General features: G+C 58.6%; 17 protein-coding genes and 1 tRNA gene. 10 read left to right on the forward strand and 8 right to left on the reverse strand.

The window, feature by feature from the left end:
• Positions 1-218: 218 nt before the first annotated feature.
• Both msrQ and msrP read right to left on the reverse strand, forming a co-directional pair.
• Complete coding sequence (msrQ, locus tag GS620_RS21400; RefSeq protein ID WP_171617683.1) at positions 219-833, reverse strand: protein-methionine-sulfoxide reductase heme-binding subunit MsrQ; 615 nt, start codon at positions 831-833, stop codon at positions 219-221.
• A 4-nt stretch (positions 834-837) separates the two neighbouring features.
• Positions 838-1,740 carry a protein-methionine-sulfoxide reductase catalytic subunit MsrP gene (gene msrP / locus GS620_RS21405; RefSeq protein ID WP_171617684.1) on the reverse strand — a complete coding sequence of 301 codons (903 nt, stop codon included), beginning with the start codon at positions 1,738-1,740 and terminating at the stop codon, positions 838-840.
• 331 nt (positions 1,741-2,071) lie between these two features.
• Between msrP and GS620_RS21410 the strand changes: the two genes are divergently transcribed.
• Complete coding sequence (locus tag GS620_RS21410) at positions 2,072-2,887, forward strand: cyclase family protein (protein WP_171120595.1); 816 nt, start codon at positions 2,072-2,074, stop codon at positions 2,885-2,887.
• Positions 2,888-3,007: 120 nt separating this feature from the next.
• A complete protein-coding gene (locus GS620_RS21415; protein WP_171617685.1) occupies positions 3,008-3,544 on the forward strand; it encodes a hypothetical protein in 537 nt (178 codons plus the stop codon).
• 45 nt (positions 3,545-3,589) lie between these two features.
• Here the strand turns inward: GS620_RS21415 and clpB are convergent, their stop codons facing one another.
• The 5 genes from clpB to GS620_RS21440 all read right to left on the reverse strand — a co-directional run bounded on the left by clpB (position 3,590) and on the right by GS620_RS21440 (position 7,801).
• On the reverse strand, positions 3,590-6,208 hold the full coding sequence (clpB, locus tag GS620_RS21420; RefSeq protein ID WP_171617686.1) for an ATP-dependent chaperone ClpB: 2,619 nt from the start codon (positions 6,206-6,208) through the stop codon (positions 3,590-3,592).
• A 126-nt stretch (positions 6,209-6,334) separates the two neighbouring features.
• Positions 6,335-6,649 (reverse strand): hypothetical protein, encoded by a 315-nt coding sequence (locus GS620_RS21425; protein ID WP_171617687.1) that lies wholly within the window; start codon positions 6,647-6,649, stop codon positions 6,335-6,337.
• 100 nt (positions 6,650-6,749) lie between these two features.
• A complete protein-coding gene (locus GS620_RS21430) occupies positions 6,750-6,887 on the reverse strand; it encodes a hypothetical protein (RefSeq protein ID WP_171617688.1) in 138 nt (45 codons plus the stop codon).
• Positions 6,884-7,591 carry a tetratricopeptide repeat protein gene (locus tag GS620_RS21435; protein ID WP_171617689.1) on the reverse strand — a complete coding sequence of 236 codons (708 nt, stop codon included), beginning with the start codon at positions 7,589-7,591 and terminating at the stop codon, positions 6,884-6,886. The genes GS620_RS21430 and GS620_RS21435 overlap by 4 nt, the downstream gene beginning before the upstream one ends.
• 30 nt (positions 7,592-7,621) lie before the next feature.
• A complete protein-coding gene (locus GS620_RS21440; RefSeq protein ID WP_171206305.1) occupies positions 7,622-7,801 on the reverse strand; it encodes a hypothetical protein in 180 nt (59 codons plus the stop codon).
• Between the two features lie 290 nt (positions 7,802-8,091).
• On the opposite strand from GS620_RS21440, the gene pyrF reads away from it, so the two are divergent.
• Complete coding sequence (gene pyrF / locus GS620_RS21445; protein WP_171120607.1) at positions 8,092-8,805, forward strand: orotidine-5'-phosphate decarboxylase; 714 nt, start codon at positions 8,092-8,094, stop codon at positions 8,803-8,805.
• A gap of 336 nt (positions 8,806-9,141) precedes the next feature.
• Positions 9,142-10,395: a DNA polymerase IV gene (locus GS620_RS21450; protein ID WP_171120609.1), complete on the forward strand. Its 1,254-nt coding sequence runs from the start codon at positions 9,142-9,144 to the stop codon at positions 10,393-10,395.
• A 2-nt stretch (positions 10,396-10,397) separates the two neighbouring features.
• Here the strand turns inward: GS620_RS21450 and GS620_RS21455 are convergent, their stop codons facing one another.
• Positions 10,398-11,258 carry an N-formylglutamate amidohydrolase gene (locus GS620_RS21455; protein WP_171617690.1) on the reverse strand — a complete coding sequence of 287 codons (861 nt, stop codon included), beginning with the start codon at positions 11,256-11,258 and terminating at the stop codon, positions 10,398-10,400.
• 148 nt (positions 11,259-11,406) lie between these two features.
• Here GS620_RS21455 and GS620_RS21460 point away from each other — a divergent pair.
• The 6 genes from GS620_RS21460 to GS620_RS21485 all read left to right on the forward strand — a co-directional run bounded on the left by GS620_RS21460 (position 11,407) and on the right by GS620_RS21485 (position 15,375).
• Positions 11,407-11,481 (forward strand) — tRNA-Val (locus GS620_RS21460).
• Between the two features lie 90 nt (positions 11,482-11,571).
• Positions 11,572-11,697, forward strand: coding sequence for a type B 50S ribosomal protein L36 (gene ykgO / locus GS620_RS21465; RefSeq protein WP_008755722.1), 126 nt, complete (start codon positions 11,572-11,574; stop codon positions 11,695-11,697).
• A gap of 114 nt (positions 11,698-11,811) precedes the next feature.
• Positions 11,812-12,972: a sialidase family protein gene (locus GS620_RS21470; RefSeq protein WP_171617691.1), complete on the forward strand. Its 1,161-nt coding sequence runs from the start codon at positions 11,812-11,814 to the stop codon at positions 12,970-12,972.
• Positions 12,973-13,167: 195 nt separating this feature from the next.
• Positions 13,168-14,184 (forward strand): Fe(3+) ABC transporter substrate-binding protein, encoded by a 1,017-nt coding sequence (locus GS620_RS21475; protein ID WP_171172616.1) that lies wholly within the window; start codon positions 13,168-13,170, stop codon positions 14,182-14,184.
• 118 nt (positions 14,185-14,302) lie between these two features.
• Positions 14,303-14,857: a helix-turn-helix domain-containing protein gene (locus GS620_RS21480; RefSeq protein WP_171617692.1), complete on the forward strand. Its 555-nt coding sequence runs from the start codon at positions 14,303-14,305 to the stop codon at positions 14,855-14,857.
• On the forward strand, positions 14,854-15,375 hold the full coding sequence (locus GS620_RS21485) for a GNAT family N-acetyltransferase (RefSeq protein ID WP_171617693.1): 522 nt from the start codon (positions 14,854-14,856) through the stop codon (positions 15,373-15,375). Before GS620_RS21480 ends, GS620_RS21485 begins: the two co-directional genes overlap by 4 nt.
• The last annotated feature ends 4 nt before the right edge of the window (positions 15,376-15,379 follow it).

The raw sequence follows: 15,379 nt of genomic DNA on the forward strand, positions 1-15,379 counted from the left end.
CAGCGCCGGTGAAGGGGGTTCTAAGTATAACAAACAAATCCCGCAAGCAGAAAATACACAAAAACAGAAGAAATTCTTGAAAAGCTCATTTATCCAACAATTACAGATGCTTAATTCAGGACAACCAAGCGCGCTACCGCCGATAACTATGTAAAAGCAGGTCAGAATTCCCGGTTCAGCGCGTTATGCACATGATTACCCACAGACTCATGTCCGAGTCAGGCGGAATCGGCCCTGTTGGACCGGAAAGACAGGTTGGGAATCGGCAGGCGCAGGGCAAGCAGGGCGATGATGGCAGCCAGGTAAGCAAGCGGCTCGATCTGAAAACCTTTTGCCAGCAAGAGGTAATGCATCGCCCCCAACAATGCGGCCGCGTATACAAGGCGGTGCAGCTTGCGCCAGCGCAGTCCCAGTCGGCGCACCGACCAGTTGTTGGAGGTCAACGCCAGCGGAAGCAGAAGAAGGAACGCCGTCATGCCGACCGTTATGTACGGGCGTTTGAGGATATCCGCCCAGATCTGGCTGGGAAGCTGCACATCCAGAACCAGCCACACAAGAAGATGCAACGCGACGTATACAAAAGTGAGCACCCCGATCGCTCGGCGAAACTTCATCAGGTTGAGACCGACATGCCGGCGCAGGGGTGTGACCGCCAGACCGGCAATCAGCAACTGAAGGGCCAGTTCCCCATATCTGTGCTCCAACGCCTCAATCGGTTCGACCCCCAGACCACCGGTCAGGCCAAGATAAAACAGCCAGGGCGCGGGCAACGCCCCCAGCAGATATATCGCCCATACCGGAATACGGCGGAGTGTCTGGTTAATCGACTGCATGATTCTAATAGTTCTTGGCCAGATCCATGCCCTCGTAAAGACTGGCGACCTCTTGTTCATAGCCGTTGAACATCAGGGTCGGCTTACGTGACGCGAAAAGCCCGCCCCCGATCTCGCGTTCGGAAGCCTGAGACCAGCGTGGATGGTCCACGTTGGGATTCACATTACTGTAGAACCCGTATTCGCGTGGATTGGACATGTTCCAGCTGGTGGGCGGTTCATCCTTTGTAAGCGTGATCCGAACGATCGACTTGATCGATTTGAAGCCGTATTTCCAAGGAACGACCAGACGCAAAGGCGCACCGTTCTGGTTGGGAATCGGGCGGTCGTAAATTCCGGTTGCCATGATTGTCAGAGGGTGCATCGCCTCGTCCAGGCGCAAGCCCTCTCGGTACGGCCAATCGAGAACGGGAAACCGCGTTCCCGGCATCTCGTCCGGGCGATACGCCGTCTCAAAAGCCACATATTTCGCGCCGTCTTGCACGCCCGCCATATTGAGAAGGTCGGCCAGCTCAAACCCGTTCCACGGAATTACCATCGACCAGGCTTCCACACAGCGGAAGCGGTAGATCCGCTCCTCTATCGTCATCCCGGACAGGATGGCCTGAAAATCATAGTCGCCGGGGCGGTCGACCAGACCGTCAATCGTGACGCTCCAGGGTTCGGTCACCAGCGTATGAGCATATTTCGCCGGGTCATCTTTTCCGGTCCCGAACTCATAGTAGTTGTTGTAGGTGGTGATCTCTTCCCACGTGTTCGGCTCCAACCCATCCTGTGCTGCCGCCGGTTTGGCCATCGCAGTCAGGCCGACACCTGCCAGCCCGGCCATAACCTGCCGCCGGTTGAGGAACGCCGCCCGGGGGGTGACGTCGGCATGTGTCAAAGTATTGGTCCAGCGATGCGCCATGTGGGTCTCCGTCATCTTCAGTGGTCGCTATTGACGTAGTGTGCTGATAGCACAGAGCCACGGAAACAGGCGTAACGATTGAGCGAAGTGATTGTAACGTTCCGATGTGACTGAGCATTCGAGTAACGTTTTCAGCACCGAAAACCATAGACTAGAGAGCTTTTGGAGCCCGGCGGAAAACCGCGGTTTTAGTGGATTACCGTCAGAACACGGGTACAAAACTTTACAATTGCGGGCGCAAGGCTGCACTCTGTCAGACGGGCGCCACGCCAAGCCGAACGCGAGGCAAGGCTGCGATTGCAGCCTTTTGGCCGCAATGGGAGGAAGAAAAATGTGTGATATCTGCGTAATGAATGCCGTCAAAGACAAGATGCTGTCTCGTCGCGGGTTCTTCAAAGCTGCCGCCGCTTCGGGTGTTGCAGCAGCCGCAACCGGGGCCGTCGCGCCGGCAGCACTGGCAGCCGGGCATGGCGGTGTCGAAGATATGACCCATACGCTGAGCCCGGATTTCCCGACATGGGGCGGCGAACCCGGCATTTCCGCCGAGCAAGCATTCAACTTTGCTGATCACGGCTTCAATCTGTTCAACCTTTCAATCAACGAACATACGGGCACGCATATCGATGCGCCGCTTCACTTTTCGGCGGATGGGACGTCGGTTGATGAAATCCCCGTCACGGATCTGGTCGCCCCCTTATGCGTCGTGGACATCGCCGCCCGAGCGGCCGAAGACGCTGACACGCGCGTCACCCCGGACGATCTGAAAGCCTGGATTGCGGCCAATGGTGATATCCCTGATGGTGCCTGCGTGGCGATGCATTCCGGATGGGCAGGCAAAACCGCCACGGATGAGTTCCGCAATTTCGACGGCGAAGCGCAGCATTACCCGGGATTCCACGTTGAAGCCGCGCAGATGCTGATGGAGGAGACAGGAGCACGATCAATTGCCGTTGATACCCTGTCCCTCGATCACGGCATGTCCGCAGATTTCGCGACACATTACGCGTGGTTGCCGTCAGGCCGGTTCGGGATCGAATGTCTGGCTGGGCTGGATCGCGTGCCTGCGTCGGGTGCAACGCTGGTGATCGGCGCACCCAAGCACCAAGGCGGCACCGGCGGGCCGGCCCGGATCTTTGCATTGGTCTGACGAATTCCCGGGCGGCTGACCAACGCCCGCCCGGCCATCTTTCCGGCAGAGCCAAACTTCTGCCAAAGTTGCAGACCAAGACTTCGTGCATTCTTGATCTGTTTGGGACACCCTGCCTCCATGTTGCTCAAACCACTTGTTGTTTCTCTGTCTTTGCTGTGCGGACCGGCATTGGCTGATGTGCAATCGTGCAAAAAGCTGTTTGAGCGCGCGCCGCAGGTCCTGAGCGATCTGAACCAGATCGGGTCTGAAGTTTATGAAGACAGCCATCCGGGCCTCGGCTATTCCACCACTTTCGCAGACCCATCTTCCAAGATCACGGTTTTCTTCTATGACCATCAACAAAGGGACGTCTCATCCGAAATGGCCCTTGAAAGCTTCAAGCAAGCTGCACACGATATCGCTGCAATAGCTGCGCGGCGCGGTGCCGAGCTTAGCGAAATCAACGCCTATCAGTTGCGTGATCCGTCGCAGGTGTTGCCGTATCGGGCCGAGGCCAAGGCATCGGATGGCCTGTCCGAACTTCTGGCAGTCGGCGTCGTGGACAACTGTATTGTGAAGCTGAGGTTCACGGCCCAGTTTCCAATGGAGAAAGCGCAGGTCTGGATGAAGGTCCTCAGTGATTATCTGAACAAAGGCTATGGAAAGCCGACATGAAAAAGGCCCGCCAAAAAAGCGGGCCTTTCAGTTCACGGTGTCAGATCAATGCACCACGGCATCGTCCGGGCGGGGTCGCTCGGAAGTTCCCAAACGATCGCCGATGATCAAACCATCGGGCCCGGCGGTGACCGGAACGACGTCACCATCCTTGATTTCCCCGGCCAGCAGAGCTTCGGCCAACGGGTTCTGCAAGGCGCGCTGTATGACGCGTTTCAGCGGGCGGGCACCGAAGACCGGATCATAGCCTTCATTGGCCAGCCATTCCTTGGCGCTGTCATCCAGGGCCAGCTCGATCTTGCGGGCAGCCAGACGTTTTTGCAGACGTGCCATCTGAATATCGACGATGCCATCCATATCGGCCCGCTTGAGGCGGTCAAAGATGATCGTTTCGTCCAGACGGTTCAGGAACTCGGGCCGGAAATGTGCCCGGACCGCATCCATCACGTCGCGCTTGGCCTGTGAACTGTCCGCACCTTCGGGCAACTGGCTGAGCGCCTGAGACCCAAGGTTCGACGTCAGGATGATCAGCGTCTGTTTGAAGTCCACGGTGCGGCCCTGACCATCGGTCAGAACGCCATCGTCCAAAACCTGCAACAGCACGTTGAAGACATCCGGGTGCGCCTTTTCGACCTCGTCGAACAGCACGACCTGATAGGGTCTGCGCCGCACGGCTTCGGTCAGCACACCACCTTCGTCATAACCGACATAGCCCGGAGGGGCACCGATCAGACGGGCGACCGCGTGTTTCTCCATGAACTCGGACATGTCGATGCGCACCATCGCGTTGTCGTCATCGAACAGGAAATTCGCCACGGCCTTGGTCAGCTCGGTCTTACCCACGCCGGTCGGTCCGAGGAACAGGAACGAGCCAAGTGGACGACCTTCGTCATTCAGACCGGCTCGCGCACGACGTACTGCATTGGCAACAGCGGTGACAGCCGCATCCTGACCGATCACGCGCGAATGCAGTTCTTCTTCCATCCGCAGCAGTTTCTCGCGTTCGCCTTCCAGCATTTTGGCGGTCGGGATGCCCGTCCAGCGTTCGACAACACTGGCGATCTGTTCCGGACGCACCGTTTCCTCGGCCATCATGGCGTTGCTTTCGGCATTCTCGGCCTCGGACAGCTTTTTCTCAAGCTCGGGGATGATGCCATAGGACAGCTCACCCGCCTTGGCGAGGTTGCCTTCGCGCTTGGCAATTTCCAGATCGGCCCGCGCCTTGTCGAGCTGTTCCTTCAAATCCCGCGCGCCAGCCAGCTTGTCGCGTTCGGCCTGCCACTGCGCAGTCATCTCGGCGGATTTTTCCTGAAGTTCGGCAAGATCCTTCTGCAAGGTTTCCAGGCGATCCTTCGATGCCGCATCGTCTTCCAGCTTAAGCGCCTCTTCCTCGATCTGCATCTGAAGGATCTGACGATCCAGCTGATCAAGCTCTTCGGGCTTGGAGTCCACCTCCATCCGCAGACGCGACGCCGCCTCGTCGACAAGGTCGATGGCCTTGTCGGGCAGGAACCGGTCGGTGATATAGCGATGCGACAGGGTCGCCGCCGACACCAGCGCCGAATCCGAGATGCGCACGCCGTGGTGCAGCTCGTACTTCTCTTTGATACCGCGCAGAATGCTGATCGTGTCCTCGACCGTCGGTTCCTGAACCATCACCGGCTGGAAGCGGCGCGCAAGGGCCGCGTCTTTTTCGACGTATTTGCGATACTCGTCAAGTGTGGTCGCACCGATGCAGTGCAGCTCACCCCTTGCAAGCGCAGGCTTGATCAGGTTGGCGGCATCCATCGCACCATCCGATTTGCCCGCGCCAACCAGCGTGTGCATCTCGTCGATGAACAGGATGATCTCACCGGCGGCCTCGGTCACCTCGGTCAGAACAGCCTTGAGGCGTTCTTCGAATTCACCACGGTATTTCGCACCAGCGATCAGCGCCCCCATGTCAAGCGCAAGCAGCTTCTTGTCCTTCAGCGATTCCGGCACGTCGCCGTTGACGATGCGCAGGGCCATGCCCTCGGCGATCGCGGTTTTACCGACGCCGGGTTCACCGATCAGAACCGGGTTGTTCTTGGTGCGGCGCGACAGAACCTGCATCGCGCGGCGAATTTCCTCGTCGCGGCCGATGATCGGGTCGATCTTGCCTTCGCGCGCGGCCTCGGTCAGGTCGCGGGCATATTTCTTGAGCGCGTCATAGCCCTCTTCCGCCGTTGCGGTGTCAGCAGTGCGCCCCTTGCGGATATCGTTGATGGCTTCGTTGAGCTTTTGCGCAGATACGGCACCCGCCTCCAGCGCCTCTTTGGCCTTGGAATTGACCATGCACAGCGCCATCAACACGCGTTCGACCGGCACAAAGCTGTCGCCCGCCTTGGTGGCGATCTTTTCGGCCTCGTCCAGAACCTTGGCCGTCTGCCCGTCCATGTAAATCTGGCCGGCATCGCCGCTGACTTTCGGTATCTTGCCCATGGCTGCGTCAAGCGCCTCGACCACGCGGTTCGGCGCGCCGCCCGCGCGTGTGATCAGATTGCTTGCCAGCCCCTGATCGTCATCCATCAATGCTTTGAGTATATGTGTGGGCTCCAGCCTCTGGTGCCCCTCACGCAGCGCAATGGTCTGCGCCGCCTGCACGAACCCCCGTGCACGTTCGGTGAACTTGTTCAAGTCCATGGTATTCTCCTTTTCCAAGCGCCCGGTGAATTTGCGCCCGCTTGGCAGCACGCAATGGTCCGGGCCTTGACCTCAATCTGGGAAACTTCTCCGCCGCTTCAAGAGGCTAGAGAGTGAAAAAACGCCTCAACCACGCGGAATCGTATAGACAGTGTAGCCCCCGGTTTCGGCCACCTGCTGGGCATCGCTCGTCTCGACCAGCGACTGCGCGGCGGCGCTGCCCGTGGGGCAGGATACAAGGTCGGCGGTGTGGTCGAGGAAATTGCCGGTAAAGGCGGTTTCTCCGGTCAACTGGCACCAGTCATCTTCGGACCGATAGCCGCGGACAAGATTCAAATCATCATTGGTCGGGGGCGGCGCGGCGCCTGTTTCGGTCTGTGGCGGCGTGTCGGCGCAGGCGGCCAGCGTGGCGACGACGGCCAGCGGAACAAGGTGCTTCATGGTCTGTCCCCTTGATGCAATTTTCGTTTCAGAATGGCAGCACCATAACACAGTTGGGACAAAGCGGGGACACCGCTGGCTCCTTTGTCAGCCGTGGGCGTCAACCGCCTTCGATCTGCCGGATCAGCTTTTGCGCCTCGTCATCGCCCTGCTCGGCCGCGAGGCGAAGAAACCTCAGCGCCTCTTCGACATCGCCGATTTCATAGAGCAACCGGCCGAATTTGCGCTGCGATTTCACATCGCCAAGCTTTGCGGCCCTGCCCCAGAACAAAGGGCCGCTTCCGTGTCCTGTGGCACACCGTCCCGCCCGTGATAGGTCAAAGACCCGAGATTGTGCAGCGCCACGACATTGTTCTGCCTGGCGGCCTGGAAATAATAATCCAGCGCCTGTTCGATGTCCTTGGAGTAGCCGTTCTCGCCGATCTCGTGGATATAGCCCAGACGCGCCGCGGCATCGGCGCTGCCGTTTCGGGCCGCCATCTTCAGATAGTCGACCGTGCGCTGCATATCGCGTGCGACATGCGTGTCTTCGCGATAGATTACGCCGAGGTGCAGCAGAGACGGCTCATATCCGAAGAATGCGGCCCTTTCATTATAGTACAGCGCCTTGTCGATGTCGGGCGCAATACCTTTCCCGTTCTCGTAGCCATAAGCGACGTTGTGCATCCCCATCGGCAGACCGGTTTCGGCAGCGGCCAAGTACCAGGCAAACGCGGTCTCGTGTTCCGTGGGAACGATCTCGCCATCATTATAGAGCGAAGCGCGCGTGTTCATCGCCAGCCCGCTGCCCTCCATCGCGGCCAGTTCCGAAAACTCGAGCGCCATTTCCAGCTTGCCACCTTTCATGAGCGCCCGGCCAAAGGCGGCGGCGACCTCGGCATCGACATCCTGGTCTTTCAGCAGCAGATCGGCACAGATCGCCATCGCATTCTCGGCGTCCATGTCGGCCCATTTTACCCCGTCGAGATAGGGCTACTGCCCCGGAGCGGCAGCGGCCATCAGGCAGTCATACTCTCCGTCCGAATAGTCGGGGTCCTGCGGTGGATCGTCAGGGTCGGGGTCCGGCCGGGGGCGCAGGTCGGAAACCCGCAGGCGCCGTTGCGGTTCCTTGGGGTCGTCGGCCTTTGCCGGCGCAGGGGTCTCGCCGGTCAACCCAACCAGCAGATCGCGCGCCAGTTGCGAATAGATCGGGCAATCGACGTAGATCTGTGCAAAACTCTCGATCGCGGTCGCCGACCCGCTGTCCTAGACGTCCGCCCGACCAGTCGGGCCTCGCCGCAATCCGTGTCACCGGCACAGACCGCGCCCGCCCCGACCAGTACAGCCGCCGCGGCCAACACACCCAACCGTATCATCCCGTATTTTCCTGCGTCTTTTCTTGTCTCAATGCGTCACACGCTCTACAGAAGCGCCGATCCCGTCAAGTTTGAAAGGCCGAAACAATGTCCCAAACCGCCGATGACCGCCTGATCGTCGCCCTCGACGTCCCCAACGCGCTGGAAGGGCTGAAGCTGGCCGAGACGCTGGGCGACGCCGTGTCGTTCTACAAGATCGGCCTGGGCATGCTGACAGGCGGCGGGCTGGCACTGGCCAATGAGCTCAAGCAGGAACACGGCAAGCGCATCTTCCTGGACATGAAGCTGTTCGACATCGGCAACACAGTGGAAAACGCGGTGCGGGGGTTGGCGCAGTTCGATCTGGATTTCCTGACCGTGCATGGCGACCCGCATGTGGTGCGCGCCGCCAAGGAAGGCGCGGCGGGCAAGGATCTGAAAATCCTGGCGGTGACCATCCTGACCTCGCTGAACCGCGACGACCTGGATGCCGGCATGATGAAGGCCGGTGACGTTCAGGACATGGTGGTGGAACGCGCCGCCCACGCCTTCGAGGCCGGGGCCGATGGCGTGATCGCCAGCCCGCAGGAGGCCGCCCTGATCCGCGCCCTACCCCAGGCGACGGGCCGGCTGATCGTAACCCCCGGCGTGCGTCCGGCAGGCGCGGCACTGGGCGATCAAAAACGTGTGGCCACACCTGCCAGCGCCATCCAGGGCGGGGCGGATCATATCGTAGTTGGCCGCCCCATTTATCAGGCCGAAGATCCGAAATCCGCGGCCGCGGCCGTTTTGACCGAGTTAAATTCTCTGAAAACGAGATGAGCAGGATCATCGTTTCAACAGGGATTCACGCTGAAAAAACCGCCGCAACAGGTTGACCTTACGTCAATTTTTCGCGAATCCGCGCCAAATCGTCCCTGTGCCAGAAAACACACATTCAAAAAGCGAGTTTTTGAAAAGCGCGCTTAACCCTATCTCAGCCCGAAAATCTTAGCGATTCTTAAGGGAATTTACTCCCCAACGAACCTATTCTTCCTGAGGTTCGTTACTTCCCCCCGCGAAGCGCGGGGGGTTTCTTTTCTCTGAATGATCTTTGATCGATATCACTGGATGATATAAAGAACCCCCAAGACAACTGCGGAACACACGAGGACGCAGATGCCCGGTCTTTGCCGAGATTGCCTGACCCCTTTGACGAACGAACGGCGCTGCACGGCCTGCGGCAGCCCCAGGGTAAAGTCTCATCCCGAACTGTTTGATTTGTCCATCGCGCATATGGATTGCGATGCCTTCTATGCTTCGGTGGAAAAGCGGGACAATCCGGAATTGGCAGACAAGCCTGTCATCATCGGCGGCGGCAAACGCGGTGTTGTGTCCACGGCATGCTACGTGGCCCGAATTCGCGGTGTGCGATCCGCCATGCCCATGTTCAAAGCGTTGCAACTGTGCCCCGATGCCGTCGTGATCAAACCACGCATGTCCGTGTATGCCCAGGTGTCACGGGACATCCGCGCCATGATGGACGAACTGACACCAGTGGTCGAACCCCTGTCGCTGGACGAAGCTTTCATGGACCTGTCCGGCACCGAACGGCTGCACGGAGCCCCCCCGGCCGTCATGCTCGCGCGCCTGGTCAAACGCATGAAGGATGAACTGGGCGTGACAGGATCCATCGGGCTGAGTCACAACAAATTTCTGGCCAAGGTTGCCTCGGACCTCGACAAGCCCCGCGGGTTTTCGGTGATCGGCAAGGCAGAGACGGCAGAGTTTCTGAATGACAAACCCGTAAGGTTGATCTGGGGCATTGGCCCCGCCGCGCAGGAATCACTGGATCGGGCAGGGATTCGAACCTTCAACGACCTGCTGCGTTGGGATCAGGAGGCTTTGACTGCGCGTTTCGGCTCGATGGGGTATCGCCTGTGGCATCTGGCACGGGGTCAGGACAAACGGCGCGTTTCAGCCCATGAACCGATGAAATCCATCAGCAATGAGACCACGTTTTTCGAGGACACCGCCAATATTGATGTTCTGGACGGACATTTGTGGCGCATGGCCCTGAAGGTCTCGGACCGGGCCAAGGCCAAGGATCTGGCTGGCCGGGTCGTTACGCTGAAGCTGAAGAAAGCCAATCACAAGGTTCTGACACGGCGCGTATCATTGCGGGACGCAACGCAGATCGCGGACAGGATTTATCGCACCGCAAAAGGGCTTTTCGATCAGGTGGGAGATCAGGGGCCGTACCGCCTGTTGGGGTGTGGCCTGTCTGACCTGTGCCCGGCGGATCAGGCTGACATCTCCGGCGACCTGCTTGATCCCGGCGCCGACCGCAGATCACAAGCCGAGCGGGCCACCGACCAGATCCGCCAGAGGTTCGGCCCGGAAGCAATCGTGAAGGGCCGTGCTTTGCGCTAGTTTCATTCCGCCGCCAGACGATGAGGTTTGGAACCGATCCTGGATATGTCGCGCACCACCTGCCGAAGGAGTTTCGAAAACGTCATGAAATTGGCGTTCGGCGCAATCTTTTCTTCGTCCATATACAAGGCCCGGTCGATTTCAATCTGGATCGCGTGTTGCTGGCGGGTGGGGCGGCCATAAGCCTGAGTCACATAGGCCCCCGCAAACGGGGCATTGCGCACAACATTCAGACCTGCCGCAGCAAACGCCGATTCGACGAGGTCCACGATTTCAGACGAGGCCGAAGCACCGAACCGATCACCCAGCACGATCTCGGGCCGTTTGTTTCGGGTCGTACCAGCCATGGCCACCGCCTCATGCGGCATGGAGTGGCAATCCACCAGTATGGCCTGGCCGAATTTCTCGTGTGATTCGGCCAGCAGGGATTTCAAACGTGCATGATAGGGGCGCCAATAGGTGTCGATGCGCAGCCGCGCCTCGTCCATGGTCAGCTTGCCGCTGTAGATTGCCCGTCCATTGGCCACAACGCGGGGTATCACACCCAACCCTGATGCGACCCTGGGGTTGTGCCCATGCCTGCGGGCACCGCTGATCAGCGCCGGGTCCAGTTCGTCCAGACTGCGATTCAGGTCCAGATAGGCGCGTGGCATGGTCGCTTTGATCAAAGGCGCGCCATTCTCGGCCGCAGCAGCAAACAATTGATCCACGAAGGCGTCTTCCGAGGATCGAATCACGCTTTGATTCAGAACGGACCGCTTCAAAAACGCTTCTGGATAATTCCGCCCGCTATGCGGAGATGAAAAAACCACGCATGAACTACGGTTTTCAGGCATATCCAATACAAAGGCTGCGTTCTGCATGATCCCTCCATGTTCGCAATCAACATAGACCGGAAAATAGTTCTACCAAACCCCTTGAACCCCTTTGCGACTCCTTTTATAGACCCCGCTACCGGCGCGGGGTTCCGCGCCCCATTTCGTTATGGGGCTGGGCACGCAAAGGGAAAGTGGGCGGTTAGCTCAGCGGTAGAGCACTTCGTTGACATCGAAGGGGTCACAAGTTCGATCCTTGTACCGCCCACCATGATTTCACTGTTCCGGAGATCCGGGACACCCGAGTAACCCAGGCGCTGGCCACGTCCTTGATGAAGGCGCCGCAGATTGGAGACAGACCATGAAGGTCAAGAACTCGCTCCGCTCGCTCAAGAATCGGCACCGCGACTGCCGTATTGTGCGTCGCAAAGGCCGCGTCTACGTTATCAACAAGACGCAGCGCAAGTTCAAAGCTCGTCAGGGCTGAGAACAGCGAAACACCGTTTTAGAAAACCGCGCTCTTGAGCGCGGTTTTTTTTGTTTTCTGCACCTGTGCGCCCGACGTGCTACCCTTGCTTCGATATTGCGGAGTGTAAAACCCATGCGCGAACACGGCATCGACGTACTGGTGGGGACGACCAAGGGAACGTTCATTGTCTCTGGCGATCAGAACAGGTCAGGCTGGAAAGTGACGGGCCCGCATTGCGAAGGATGGCCGATCAACCACGTCATCGGCGACAAGGAAACGGGCACGCTTTGGGCCGGGGGCGGTGGTGACTGGCATGGCGCCGGTGTCTGGTGTTCCGAAGACGGCGGTGTGACTTGGCAGGTCGCAAAACTCACCAAAGGCCAAATGGACGAGTGGGCCGCCAACGATCAGGATTTTGCCCAGATGATCGGCTGGACCGGAGAACCCGCACCATTCGCCGATGAGTTTTCGAAGGTCTGGTCTTTGCGTTATCAACATGGAACGTTGTACGCTGGCACAAAACCGGCCCGCCTGCTTGCCAGCCACGATAATGGTCGGACATGGGACACGCTTGAGGGCCTGACAAACCACCCCTCAGCACCCGATTGGAATCCCGGCGGTGCGGGGCTGGTCCTGCATACAATCGTGACTGACCCAAATGATTCGAAAAAGCTCTGGGTCGGCATTTCCGCTGCGGGTGTGTTTGCAACCGAGGATGGCGGCGCAAGCTGGGAGCGGCGCAACAGATTGTCCAACGCCGAATCTTGCACGCATCATGATCATCCCGCTGCCCCCAGGGATGGTGAAACGGGTCATTGCGTCCACAACATGGTTCAAGCTCCAGGAACCGCGGATTTGCTCTACCAGCAAAACCATCACGGTGTCTGGCGCTCGGCCGACGGAGGGCGCAGTTGGGATGACATCACCAAAGGCCTGCCATCCACCTTTGGATTTCCGATTCATGTGCACCCACGTGATCCGGACACGATCTGGACATTACCCTTGAACGGAGACAGCATCGGGCGCTATCCACCGGATGCCGCCGCGGCAGTTTGGAAATCCACAAACGGAGGCGCAACATGGCAAGACCAGCGGCGTGGGTTGCCGCAAGAAAGCTGTTTTTTCACTGTTCTGCGACAGGCCATGGCCGGAGACCACCGAGACCCCGCCGGTATCTATTTCGGGACCAACAGCGGCTCGGTTTTTGCCAGTGTTGATGAAGGGGACACCTGGACGGAAGTCGCGCGCCATTTGCCCACGATCCTTGCAGTTGAGGTACTTGATCGTGAGTGATCCAGACACGGCCGTGTGACGCGGATCTTTCCGTTCAACACAAATCGCGCCCGCCCGGAAAAGCCTCGCAAGTGCGCCTGCGCTCATTTGACCAAGTAAATCTGTCGGATTTTCTTGCATCTCGCTGAGAATCGTATAATTGAGCAAATCAGTCGGGATATCGACCGACGCGAAATTCAATTGTTGGGGCAAACTATGCTGAAATCCACAACCTGCCTGGCTGCCGCTCTGTCGGCATTGATCGCAACATCAGCCGCGGCTGAAGGCGAGCTGAACCTTTATTCCTCGCGCCACTATGACACTGACGAACGTCTTTACACGGACTTCGAAGAAGCGACCGGCATCAAGATCAACCGGATCGAAGGCAAGGCGGATGAATTGATTGCGCGGATGGAAGCTGAAGGCGCGAACTCTCCGGCGGATGTAATGCTGACGGTCGACACGTCTCGCCTGGCGCGCGCCAAAGATGCGGGCATTCTGCAAGCAATCGACAGCGAAACCCTGGAGGAGCGCATCCCCGCCAACCTTCAGGACGAAGACAACCAGTGGTTCGGCTTCTCGCAGCGCGGTCGGATCATCTTTTTCAACAAAGAAAACGTTGCCAATCCGCCGGCCACTTACGCAGACCTCGCCAAGCCGGAATACAAGGGCCTGATCTGCATCCGGTCCTCGACCAACACCTACAACCAGACCCTGCTCGCCTCGATCATCACACATGAAGGCGCCGAAGCTGCAAAATCCTGGGCCGAAGGCGTTGTCGCCAACATGGCCCGAGACCCGCAGGGGGGTGACACCGACCAGCTGCGTGGCATCGTTTCGGGTGAATGCGACATCGCTGTATCGAACACCTACTACTATGCGCGGGCTATCCGCAAAGACGTCAAAGGCCTGTCCTCTGACCTCGACAAGATCGGCTGGGTCTTCCCCAATCAGGACAGCTATGGTGCGCATATGAACCTGTCGGGCGGTGGCGTCGCGGCACACGCGCCGAACAAGGAAAACGCAATCCTGTTCCTCGAGTATCTGGCAAGCGATCAGGCGCAGAAGTACTTCTCGGCGGGCAATGACGAATTCCCGGCAGTACAGAGTGTTGAACTGGCGGAATCGGTAAAGGCACTGGGTGAGTTCAAAGCTGACGACGTGAACCTGTCGGAAGTCGCAAAAAACATCCCGGAAGCACAGAAAATCTTTAACGAAGTCGGCTGGAAGTAATCCACTGCCTCGTCAAAAGCTGGCAGAGGGCGCGGAGTTTCTGCGCCCTTTTTCATTTACATATACATAATTCTTATGTAATTTTCCCATAAATGAAAACTTCTCTCGTTCATGATCCATGCTCGACAACCTCTCAAGCCGCCTTGCCGTCCGTTTGAACGATCTCCGCCACGGGCGCGGGTGGTCCCTGGATCAACTGGCCGCCCACAGCGGAATCAGCCGCGCCACGCTGTCCCGCATGGAGAAAGGAGAGGTCAGCCCCACCGCTGAGAGTCTTGGCCGCCTCTGTGCCGCTTATGATCTGCCGATGTCCCGGCTTTTGATGATGGTCGAAGACAGCTTTGACCCCAAAGTGGCGTTTGAACGCCAGACCGAATGGCGGGATCCCGAAACCGGCTTTACCCGCCGTGCAGTTTCACCGCCTGCAAACGGCTTGAACGCCGAGGTCGTGGAATGTCACCTGCCGCGCGATACGGTCATCACTTACGAGGCGCCGCCCAAATCCGGGCAGGAACACCATCTGATCCTGATCGACGGCGCACTGACACTGACAGTTGACGGAACCCCCCATGCGCTGAGCGCCGGAGATTGCCTGCGCTATCACCTGTCGGGCCCAACCCGGTTTGAAACCGGGGCATCTCGCGGCGCGCGTTATCTTTTGGTGCTGATATGATCTCGCGTCTGACCGATCCCGATTTCAGCGCGGCAGTGGATGATCTGGCGGGAATCCTCCACGCCTGTGTGCATGACGGGGCCAGCATCGGCTTTGTCCTTCCGTTTACCGAGGGTGACGCACGAAAATACTGGCTGCAAAACGTTCGACCTGGGCTGAAATCCGGTGCATTGGAGCTGTTTGTCCTCCACCACAAAGGGCGCATTCAGGGCACGGTTCAACTAATCCCCGCGACCATGCCCAATCAGCCGCACCGCGCCGATGTCGCAAAACTTCTGGTGCACCCGAACGCCAGACGGCGCGGTTTTGGCCGCGCCTTGATGGAAGCCCTCTTTCAGCGAACGGCAGAGTTGGAGCGCACGATGCTGGTTCTGGATACCCGCAGCACCGACCCTTCTCGATTGCTTTATCTGGACCTTGGATTTCAGATCGCCGGAGAAATTCCGAACTATTGCCGGAATCCGTTCGAAACCAGACTGGAACCCACAACTTACATGTATAAAGAGCTGTCAGCCTGACCCC

Origin of the sequence: Ruegeria sp. HKCCD6428, assembly GCF_013110595.1 — a bacterium.
Lineage (GTDB): Bacteria > Pseudomonadota > Alphaproteobacteria > Rhodobacterales > Rhodobacteraceae > Ruegeria.

Coding starts and splice junctions, on each gene's coding strand:
- msrQ (WP_171617683.1), bottom strand. CDS start 833: ATGCAGTCGATTAACCAGACACTCCGCCGTATTCCGGTATGGGCGATA.
- msrP (WP_171617684.1), bottom strand. CDS start 1,740: ATGGCGCATCGCTGGACCAATACTTTGACACATGCCGACGTCACCCCC.
- GS620_RS21410 (WP_171120595.1), top strand. CDS start 2,072: ATGTGTGATATCTGCGTAATGAATGCCGTCAAAGACAAGATGCTGTCT.
- GS620_RS21415 (WP_171617685.1), top strand. CDS start 3,008: ATGTTGCTCAAACCACTTGTTGTTTCTCTGTCTTTGCTGTGCGGACCG.
- clpB (WP_171617686.1), bottom strand. CDS start 6,208: ATGGACTTGAACAAGTTCACCGAACGTGCACGGGGGTTCGTGCAGGCG.
- GS620_RS21425 (WP_171617687.1), bottom strand. CDS start 6,649: ATGAAGCACCTTGTTCCGCTGGCCGTCGTCGCCACGCTGGCCGCCTGC.
- GS620_RS21435 (WP_171617689.1), bottom strand. CDS start 7,591: ATGGACGCCGAGAATGCGATGGCGATCTGTGCCGATCTGCTGCTGAAA.
- pyrF (WP_171120607.1), top strand. CDS start 8,092: ATGTCCCAAACCGCCGATGACCGCCTGATCGTCGCCCTCGACGTCCCC.
- GS620_RS21450 (WP_171120609.1), top strand. CDS start 9,142: ATGCCCGGTCTTTGCCGAGATTGCCTGACCCCTTTGACGAACGAACGG.
- GS620_RS21455 (WP_171617690.1), bottom strand. CDS start 11,258: ATGCAGAACGCAGCCTTTGTATTGGATATGCCTGAAAACCGTAGTTCA.
- ykgO (WP_008755722.1), top strand. CDS start 11,572: ATGAAGGTCAAGAACTCGCTCCGCTCGCTCAAGAATCGGCACCGCGAC.
- GS620_RS21470 (WP_171617691.1), top strand. CDS start 11,812: ATGCGCGAACACGGCATCGACGTACTGGTGGGGACGACCAAGGGAACG.
- GS620_RS21475 (WP_171172616.1), top strand. CDS start 13,168: ATGCTGAAATCCACAACCTGCCTGGCTGCCGCTCTGTCGGCATTGATC.
- GS620_RS21480 (WP_171617692.1), top strand. CDS start 14,303: ATGCTCGACAACCTCTCAAGCCGCCTTGCCGTCCGTTTGAACGATCTC.
- GS620_RS21485 (WP_171617693.1), top strand. CDS start 14,854: ATGATCTCGCGTCTGACCGATCCCGATTTCAGCGCGGCAGTGGATGAT.